General features: G+C 75.3%; 8 protein-coding genes. 5 read left to right on the top strand and 3 right to left on the bottom strand.

Annotated elements, in window-relative coordinates; genetic code table 11:
* Nucleotides 1-367: 367 nt before the first annotated feature.
* On the bottom strand, nucleotides 368-2,014 hold the full coding sequence (locus VKZ81_RS06415) for a peptide ABC transporter substrate-binding protein (protein ID WP_324240488.1): 1,647 nt from the start codon (nucleotides 2,012-2,014) through the stop codon (nucleotides 368-370).
* Nucleotides 2,015-2,168: 154 nt separating this feature from the next.
* Here VKZ81_RS06415 and mshB point away from each other — a divergent pair, with 154 nt between their 5' ends.
* From mshB to VKZ81_RS06400, 3 genes are read left to right on the top strand one after another with little or no spacing between them, the layout of a single operon-like run.
* Entirely contained in the window at nucleotides 2,169-3,044 is an 876-nt protein-coding gene (gene mshB / locus VKZ81_RS06410) for an N-acetyl-1-D-myo-inositol-2-amino-2-deoxy-alpha-D-glucopyranoside deacetylase (protein ID WP_324240487.1), read from the top strand.
* Nucleotides 3,037-3,468, top strand: a complete 432-nt coding sequence (locus VKZ81_RS06405; protein ID WP_324240486.1) for a hypothetical protein — start codon at nucleotides 3,037-3,039, stop codon at nucleotides 3,466-3,468. Before mshB ends, VKZ81_RS06405 begins: the two co-directional genes overlap by 8 nt.
* A complete protein-coding gene (locus VKZ81_RS06400; RefSeq protein WP_324240485.1) occupies nucleotides 3,469-4,233 on the top strand; it encodes a hypothetical protein in 765 nt (254 codons plus the stop codon). It abuts the gene before it with no gap.
* Between the two features lie 10 nt (nucleotides 4,234-4,243).
* On the opposite strand, the gene VKZ81_RS06395 is transcribed toward VKZ81_RS06400, so the two are convergent.
* On the bottom strand, nucleotides 4,244-5,206 hold the full coding sequence (locus VKZ81_RS06395; protein ID WP_324240484.1) for a GNAT family N-acetyltransferase: 963 nt from the start codon (nucleotides 5,204-5,206) through the stop codon (nucleotides 4,244-4,246).
* Nucleotides 5,207-5,321: 115 nt separating this feature from the next.
* On the opposite strand from VKZ81_RS06395, the gene fdxA reads away from it, so the two are divergent.
* Nucleotides 5,322-5,648, top strand: coding sequence for a ferredoxin (fdxA, locus tag VKZ81_RS06390; RefSeq protein ID WP_324240483.1), 327 nt, complete (start codon nucleotides 5,322-5,324; stop codon nucleotides 5,646-5,648).
* On the top strand, nucleotides 5,645-6,733 hold the full coding sequence (gene dapC, locus VKZ81_RS06385; protein ID WP_324240482.1) for a succinyldiaminopimelate transaminase: 1,089 nt from the start codon (nucleotides 5,645-5,647) through the stop codon (nucleotides 6,731-6,733). The genes fdxA and dapC overlap by 4 nt, the downstream gene beginning before the upstream one ends.
* Nucleotides 6,734-6,810: 77 nt before the next feature.
* Here the strand turns inward: dapC and dapD are convergent, their stop codons facing one another.
* Nucleotides 6,811-7,746 carry a 2,3,4,5-tetrahydropyridine-2,6-dicarboxylate N-succinyltransferase gene (gene dapD / locus VKZ81_RS06380; RefSeq protein WP_324240481.1) on the bottom strand — a complete coding sequence of 312 codons (936 nt, stop codon included), beginning with the start codon at nucleotides 7,744-7,746 and terminating at the stop codon, nucleotides 6,811-6,813.
* Between the last annotated feature and the right edge of the window lie 24 nt (nucleotides 7,747-7,770).

Raw genomic sequence — 7,770 nt, 5'->3', positions numbered from 1 at the left:
CGTGCGTCGAGCAGCAGCCCGAGCTGGTCGAGCGGGGCCAGGGGCACCCGGTGGCGTGCCACTACGCGGAGCGCAAGACCCTGCTCTGACGGGTCCTCGGCGAGTCGCGGTGTGGGTGTGCGCGAGTCGGGGTGTATGTGCGGGCGAGTCGCGGTGTGAGTGCGCCCGTGTCGCGTGCGTACCGCGTCCGCCCTCGACCGCGCCCGCACCCAGCCCGCGACCCGCTCACACCCAGCCCGCGACTCGCGCGCACCGAGGGCGCGACTCGCCGACACGGAGGGCGCGACTCGCCGACACGGAGGGCGCGACTCGCTGACACGGAGGGCGCGACTCGCCGACACCCAGCGCGCGACTCGCGGGTGGGTGGTCAGCCGGCGGCGACCGCGACCGTCTGGAGGTCGAGTTCGCCGGACGGGGTCACCGTGACGTTCTGCAGCCGTTGCGACCAGCCCGCCTGCACCGACAGGAAGTGGACCGGGATCGCGGGCATGTCCTGGATGATCAGCCGCTCGGCCTCCTGGTAGAGGCGGTGGGCCTCCTCTTCCGACGGGGCGGCGTCGGCGCGGGCGAGCAGGTCGTCGACCGCCGGGTTGGAATAGGCGCCGTCGTTGGCCGAGCCGCCCGTGCGGTAGGCGGGGCCCAGGAAGTTCTCGATCGACGGGTGGTCGGCGACCCGGCTCGTGCGGTAGATCCGGTTCACCCGCCGCGCGTCGACCGCCGCTCGGTGTTCGCCGAGCGCGGGCACCGGCACGAGCGTGCACTGGACGCCGAGCGCGCCGCTGATGGACGCGCACGCCGCCTGCAGCCACTCGGCGTTGCCCGCGTCGGTGTTCGAGGTCAGCTCGACCGCGCCCGCGAACCCGGTGGACTCGAACACCTCCCGCGCCCGCTCCGGCTGGAAGGTGCACAGCTCGCCGCACTGGCCCGCGGCCCGGCCCGGCACGTCCGGAGGGACGAGGCCGTCGGCGGGCGGCCGGGTGCCGGCGAAGACCTCTTGGTTGATCCGCTCGCGGTCGATGGCCATCGAGATGGCGTGCCGCACCCGCGGGTCCTGGTAGCGCGGGTCGTAGAGCGGGAACGCGAGGTACTGCACGCCCAGGCGGGCGCGTGACGTGCTGCGGCCGGCGAGGTCGACCTGGTACCGGTTGTCGGCCAGCGCCGAGGGCGGGATGACCGCGGTGAAGTCGAGGTCGTTCGCCACCACGTCGGCGTAGGCGGCCTCAGCCGAGGAGTAGAACCGGAACTCCACCCCGGCGACGCTCGGCTTGGGCGCGCCGGGCCACTGGTCGTAGCGCTCGACGACGAGGTTCACGCCCGGCCTTCGGGACGCGAAGCGGAACGGCCCGTTGCCGACCGGGTTGGCCGCGAAGGCGGCGGGGTCGGTGAAGAACACCTCCGGTAGCGGCGCGAACGCCCGGTGGCCGAGCATCCCGTCGAACCCGGGGAACGGCGCGGACAGCGTGACCTCGAAGGTCAGGTCGTCCACCACCCGCAGGCCGGACAGCTCCTGCGCAGCGGGCGGCTGTACGGGCTCCGGGCCGGGGCCGTCCGGGTCCGAGCTGCGCAGCTGGGCGTAGCCCTCGACGTGGGAGAAGTACGAGGCGTTCTGCTGCCCGTTGGGCTCGTACGCGGTGTGGTTCCAGGCGCGTACGAAGCTGCGCGCCGTGACGGGCGTGCCGTCGTGGAACGTCCAGCCCGGCTTCAGCCGGATCGTGTAGACCCGCGAGTCGGTCGTCTCGATCGACTCGGCCACGAGGTGGACCGGCTGCGCGGTCTGCGGGTCGTAGTCGACGAGCGGGCTGAACAGCGCGTCGACGATCCGCCCGCCGCCCGGCTCGTCGGTGTTGCCGGGCACGAGGGGGTTCGCGGGCTCGGAGCTGCTCACGCTGATGGTGACCCCGGCCGGCGAGGTCTTGTCCGGACCGGGCCCGCCGTCGACGCCGCTGCATGCGGCGGTCGCCAGGGTGATGGACAGCACCGCTGCCGTCCAGGCCGTTGCTCGTCGTGCGCGCATGTCCCCCCACTGTCATCCGAACGGGCGCTGCGCGTGGTGCGTCCGTCGTAATGCCGGGCGATGGTGAGAACGGACGGTATCGGTTCGGTCCGATCACCCGGCCCGGACGTGGTCGTGAACGAGATGCCCACACAACCCGACGTAGAGTGCGGGCGTGACGCCATCCCCGGCCCGGCGGAGGGTGCTGTTCGTGCACGCCCACCCCGACGACGAGACCCTCTCCACCGGCGGAACGATCGCGCGCTACGCGGCCGAGCCCGACACCGCCGTCACCCTCGTCACGTGCACGCTCGGCGAGGAGGGCGAGGTGATCCCGCCGGAGCTCGCCGAGCTCGCACCGGACCGCGCCGACCAGCTCGGCGGCTACCGGGCGGGGGAGCTCGCCGCCGCGTGCGCCGCCCTCGGCGTGCGCGACCACCGCTACCTCGGCGGGATCGGCCGCTGGCGCGACTCGGGGATGGCGCTGGCCGGGCACGGCGTGCGCGCGGCCATGCCGGAGAAGCTGCACCCGCGGGCGCTGGCCCGGCCGGAGGCGTTCGACGAGCAGGTCGACCAGCTCGTGGCGATCCTCGAGGAGGTGCGCCCGCAGGTCGTGGTGACCTACGGGCCGGATGGCGGCTACGGGCACCCCGACCACGTCCGGGCGCACGACATCACCGCGGCCGCGCTGCGCCGGGTGCCCGCCCGGATGCTCTGCACCGCGGTCGGCCGCTCGAGCCTCGACGCGGGCCTGGCGAAGCTCGCCGGCCGCGCGGGCCTGCCGTTCCGGATGCCGGAGCCGGACGAGCTGCCCACCGTGCCGGACGAGGCGATCCGGGTGCGGGTCGACGTCTCGGCGCAGCGCTCGGCGCGGATCGCGGCGATGCGCGCGCACGCCACCCAGGTGGCGGTGTGGTCCGACGGCGAGGTCACGGCGTTCGCGGTGAGCAACCTCGTGGCGCAGCCCCTGCTCGACGTCGAGGAGTTCGTCCCCGCCGACGGCGACGCGACCCCGACGACGGACCTGTTCGGGGAGACGGTGGATGGTTGACAGGACCGTGGACGAGACCGAGACCACCGAGGACCTGCTCGCGCCGGACCGCCGCCAGCCGCTGGTGCCCGACGCCGTGCTGCTCGCGCTCCTGGTCCTCGACGGGCTGCTGCTCGGGGCGTTCGGCCTGATGTTCACCCCGCTCTACACGAACGGGATCCCGGTGCCGATGGGCATCGTGCTGTCGGTGCTGGTGCTGCCGTGGCTCGTGCGCCAGGCCGGCGAGATCGACGCGCGACCGGCGGTGGCGGGGGCGCCGCTCGTCGCGTGGGTGGTGGCCGTCGGTGTGCTGGGGCTCTTCGGCCCGGGCGGGGACGTGCTGCTGCTCGGCGACTGGCAGTCGCTGCTGCTCCCCGTCGGCGGGATCGCCGCGGGCCTGTGGGGGCTGCGCACCGTCCTGCAGCGCGAGTACCAGGGGGACTAGGTGGGAGATGCCATCCCGGACCGGGCGATCGTCGCGATCCTCCGGCCGTTCGTCCGGGCGACGCGCCCGGTGCTCGACGGGCTGCGCGAGTCCGACCCGTTCGGGCTGCGCAACCGCGTCACGGCTCGCGACGACGGGACCCTGGACGAGCGCGGGCTGCGCGACAAGATCCTCGACGCGCTCGCCGCCGTCGAGGTGCCCGGCACGGCCGCGTGGGCGGCCATGGACACCCCGGCCCGCACGCGCTGGTGGGTGCGCCGGGTGGGCCGGTTCACCACCGTGGTCGCCGCGGTGCCCGGGCTCGGCGGGGCGCTCGCCAAACGGCTGCCCGTCTCGAGCGCGGTCGGGGCCGCAGCGCAGGGGCTGCTGCTGGTGGCCATCGCCGGTGAGCACGGCGTGCGGGACGAGGACGAGCTCGTCAACCTGCTCGGGGCGGTGCTGTTCCGCCGGGAGCTCGCCGTCGCGGCGGCGACCCGCGCCGAGGACGCCGAGGCCGACGCCCGGGCGGCCGAGATCACCGGCGGCCTGGGCGAGCCCTCGACCACGCCAACCCTCAGGCGGGTGGCGGGCGTCGTGTGGCGGCTGGGCCGGGCGCTGCTGGCGGTGGAGGACGAGCTCGACAAGCGCCCGCACGGCAACATCCTGCACGAGGGTCTCAGCATGCTCCCGGTCGTCGGGGCGGCGGGGAAGTACCTCGGCGAGTGGTCGGGGCTCAAGAAGGCCGCCCGCTCGGCCGAGAAGAGGCTCGCGGAGCGGGCCGGGTGACCGGGGCGCCTCAGGCGGGCGGCACCAGGTAGCGGTAGCGGTGGTGCTCGACGTAGCCGAGGCGGTCGTAGAGCGCCCTCGCGCCGTCGTTCTTCAGCGCCACCTGCAGCACCGCCCACCGGGCGCCGCGCTCGCGGCCCCACGCCCCGGCCGTGGTGAGCAGGGCGGTGGCGTGGCCGCGCCGCCGCGCGGCCGGCACGACCTCGAGCACGGAGATGTGCACGTGGTCGTCGACGACGGTGGCGCGCACCTGCCCGAGCAGCGCGCCGTCGCGGTCGCGCAGGGCGCCGAAGGCGGTGTTCGCCGCGCCCGCGAGCACCCGCTCCTGCGCCGGCGTGGGCGGGCCGCCGACGGCGAGCCGCCACCAGTCGGCGGCCGGGCGGTCCGGCAGCTCGATGCGCGCGCCGTCCGGCGGCTCGGGCGCGGCCTCGGGGACCGGTGCCACCAGCACCGACACCTCGGCGCCGCGGGCGTGCCCGACGTCGAGCCCCCAGCCCTCGGTGGCCACCGCCCGGTCCCACGGCGAGTCGACGGGCACGTGCACCCGCGGCGGCACCCCGTGCTCGCGGGCGAAGCGGCGCACCTCCTCGAGGGCCGCGGGGATGGGCAGGCCGGGGTCGCCGATCGCGAGGGCGGCGTTGGCCCGCCCGGTGTAGCCGCCCGCAGCGCGCAGCCGCCACTCGCCCAGCCGCCGCTCGACCAGCGCGGGCCACGCGTCCGCGCACAGCCCCTCCAGCCGGACCACCGCCGCGAGCGGGGCCCGACGCGGCCGCGGCGGCGGCACGGCACGGACGGCGACCACCGCCGAGCGCTCGACCCGGACCGGGCCGCGGCGGGTGCGCACGACCACGGCGTCGGCGCCCTCCGCGGCCAGCTCGCCGACCGCGTCGGTGTAGAGCGGCCGCCCCTCCCGCTCCCCGACGCGGTGGCGCACCACCACCCGCGCGCCGACCAGCTCGTCCGGGATCTCCACGCCCCCATCGTGCGCCGCATCGACGATGCGGCTCACACCTGCCCCGCCTCCCACGCGCCTCGCGGCGCGATACATACTGGGGGAAGTTCCCGTTCGCCCGCGTGGAGGACCACCCGTGACGTATGTGATCGCCGAGCCCTGCGTCGACCTGCTCGACAAGGCGTGCATCGAAGAGTGCCCGGTGGACTGCATCTACGAGGGCGGCCGGATGCTCTACATCCACCCCGACGAGTGCGTCGACTGCGGTGCCTGCGAGCCGGTCTGCCCCGTCGAGGCGATCTACTACGAGGACGACGTCCCGGAGCAGTGGGCCGCGTACACGAAGGCGAACGCCGACTTCTTCGAGGAGCTGGGGTCGCCGGGCGGCGCCTCCAAGGTGGGCAAGATCAACCGTGACGTCGGGCCGGCGCTGACCCTGCCGCCCCAGCAGCACGACGAGTGAGGTTCTCGCTCCCGGACTTCCCCTGGGACAGCCTCGCCGAGGACAAGGCGCTGGCTGCGGCGCACCCGGGCGGGATCGTCGACCTCTCGGTGGGCACGCCGGTGGACCCGGTGCCCGCCGTCGTTCGCGCGGCGCTCGCCGGTCCGGCCGCCGACGTGCCGGGTTACCCCACCACGCACGGGCCCGCCTCCCTGCGGGAGGCGATCGCGGGCTCCTTGGCGCGGCGCTACGGCGTCACCGTCGACCCGGTCGCGGTGCTGCCGACCATCGGGTCCAAGGAGCTGGTGGCCTGGCTGCCGACCCTGCTCGGGCTCGGGCCCGAGCACACGGTCGTGCTCCCCGAGCTGGCCTATCCCACCTACGAGGTGGGCGCCCGGCTCGCCGGAGCCCAGTACGTCCGCTCCGACTCCACCACCGCGCTGGGCCCGCGCCGGGTGGCGCTCGTGTGGCTGAACTCGCCGTCCAACCCGACGGGGCGGGTGCTGCCCGTCGAGCACCTGCGCAAGGTGGTCGACTGGGCGCGCGAGCGGGGGGCGGTGGTGGCCTCCGACGAGTGCTACCTGTCGCTGTCGGACTCCGCGGACGCGGTGTCCGTGCTGCACCCGGACGTGTGCGGCGGCTCCCACGAGGGCCTGCTCGCCGTGCACTCGATGTCGAAGACGTCCAACCTCGCCGGCTACCGGGCCGGGTTCATCACCGGTGACCCGCGGCTCGTGGCCGAGCTGCTCGAGGTGCGCAAGCACGCCGGGATGATCGTGCCCCGGCCGGTGCAGGCGGCGATGGAGGCGGCCGCGGCCGACGACGCCCACGTCGCCGAGCAGGTGCAGCGCTACGCGCGGCGCCGGGCCCGGCTGCGCGCGGCGCTGGAGGCCGCCGGGTACCGGATCGACCACTCCGAGGCGGGCCTGTACCTCTGGGCCACGGCGGACGAGCCGTGCCGCGTGACGGTGCGCCGCCTCGCCGAGGCCGGCATCCTCGTGGCGCCCGGCGACTTCTACGGGCCGAAGGGCGACCGGCACGTGCGCGTGGGCCTCACCGCCCCGGACGAGCGGATCGAGGCCGCCGCGGAGCGCCTGAAGTCCTGACCCACCCGGGGGCCTCCCTCCACCCGCAGCACGGCCACCTCCACGTGGCGTGGAGGTGGCCGTGCTGCAGCGGGGCCTCAGTTCTTGTGCAGCGCCTCGTTCAGCGCGATGCCCTCGCCGGTGCGCGGCAGCGCCTCGACCGCGCCCGTGACCGAATTGCGGCGCAGCAGCATCCCGCTGCGGCCGGACAGCGTGCGCGCGGCCACCGTGCTGCCGTCGGGCAGCGAGACCTTGGTGCCCGCGGTGACGTACAGGCCGGCCTCGACGACGCAGTCGTCGCCGAGGGAGATGCCGATCCCGGCGTTGGCGCCGATCAGGCACCGCTCGCCCACCGAGATCACCTCCTTGCCGCCGCCGGAGAGCGTGCCCATGATCGAGGCGCCGCCGCCGAGGTCGGACCCGTCGCCCACCACGACGCCCGCGGAGATGCGGCCCTCGACCATCGACGCGCCGAGCGTGCCCGCGTTGTAGTTCACGAAGCCCTCGTGCATCACCGTGGTGCCGGCGGCGAGGTGCGCCCCGAGCCGGACCCGGTCGGCGTCGGCGATGCGCACGCCCTCGGGCACCACGTAGTCGACCATCCGGGGGAACTTGTCGACGCCGTACACGGTGAGGGGGCCGCGGGCGCGCAGCCGGGCGCGGGTGAGCTCGAAGCCGGGAACGGGGCAGGGGCCTTGGCTCGTCCACACGACGTTGGCGAGCACGCCGAACACCCCGTCCAGGTTCGCCTCCCGAGGTGCGACCAGCCGGTGGCTCAGCAGGTGCAGCCGCAGGTAGGCGTCGCGGGAGTCGGTGGGCGGGTCGGCAAGCGAGGCGATCTCGGTGCGGACGACCTCGGTGCGCACGCCGCGGACGTCGTCGGTGCCCGCGAGCGGCTCCAGGTCCGCCGCGACGTCCGGTGCGTCCGGCCCGAGGGCGGGGGCGGGGTACCAGGTGTCCAGGACGGTGCCGTCGGCGGCGAGGGTGGCAAGGCCGGTGCCGGAGGCGCCTTCGGTGCGATGTGCGCTGCTCACGGCCCCACGCTAACCGCCGCCGAA

Source organism: Pseudonocardia sp., from assembly GCF_035305885.1.
Taxonomy (GTDB): Bacteria; Actinomycetota; Actinomycetes; order Mycobacteriales; family Pseudonocardiaceae; genus Pseudonocardia.
Note: the sequence above shows the minus strand (reverse complement) of the source record. Positions and strands in the feature narration are given on the sequence as shown.

Coding starts and splice junctions, on each gene's coding strand:
- VKZ81_RS06415 (WP_324240488.1), bottom strand. CDS start 2,014: ATGCGCGCACGACGAGCAACGGCCTGGACGGCAGCGGTGCTGTCCATC.
- VKZ81_RS06405 (WP_324240486.1), top strand. CDS start 3,037: ATGGTTGACAGGACCGTGGACGAGACCGAGACCACCGAGGACCTGCTC.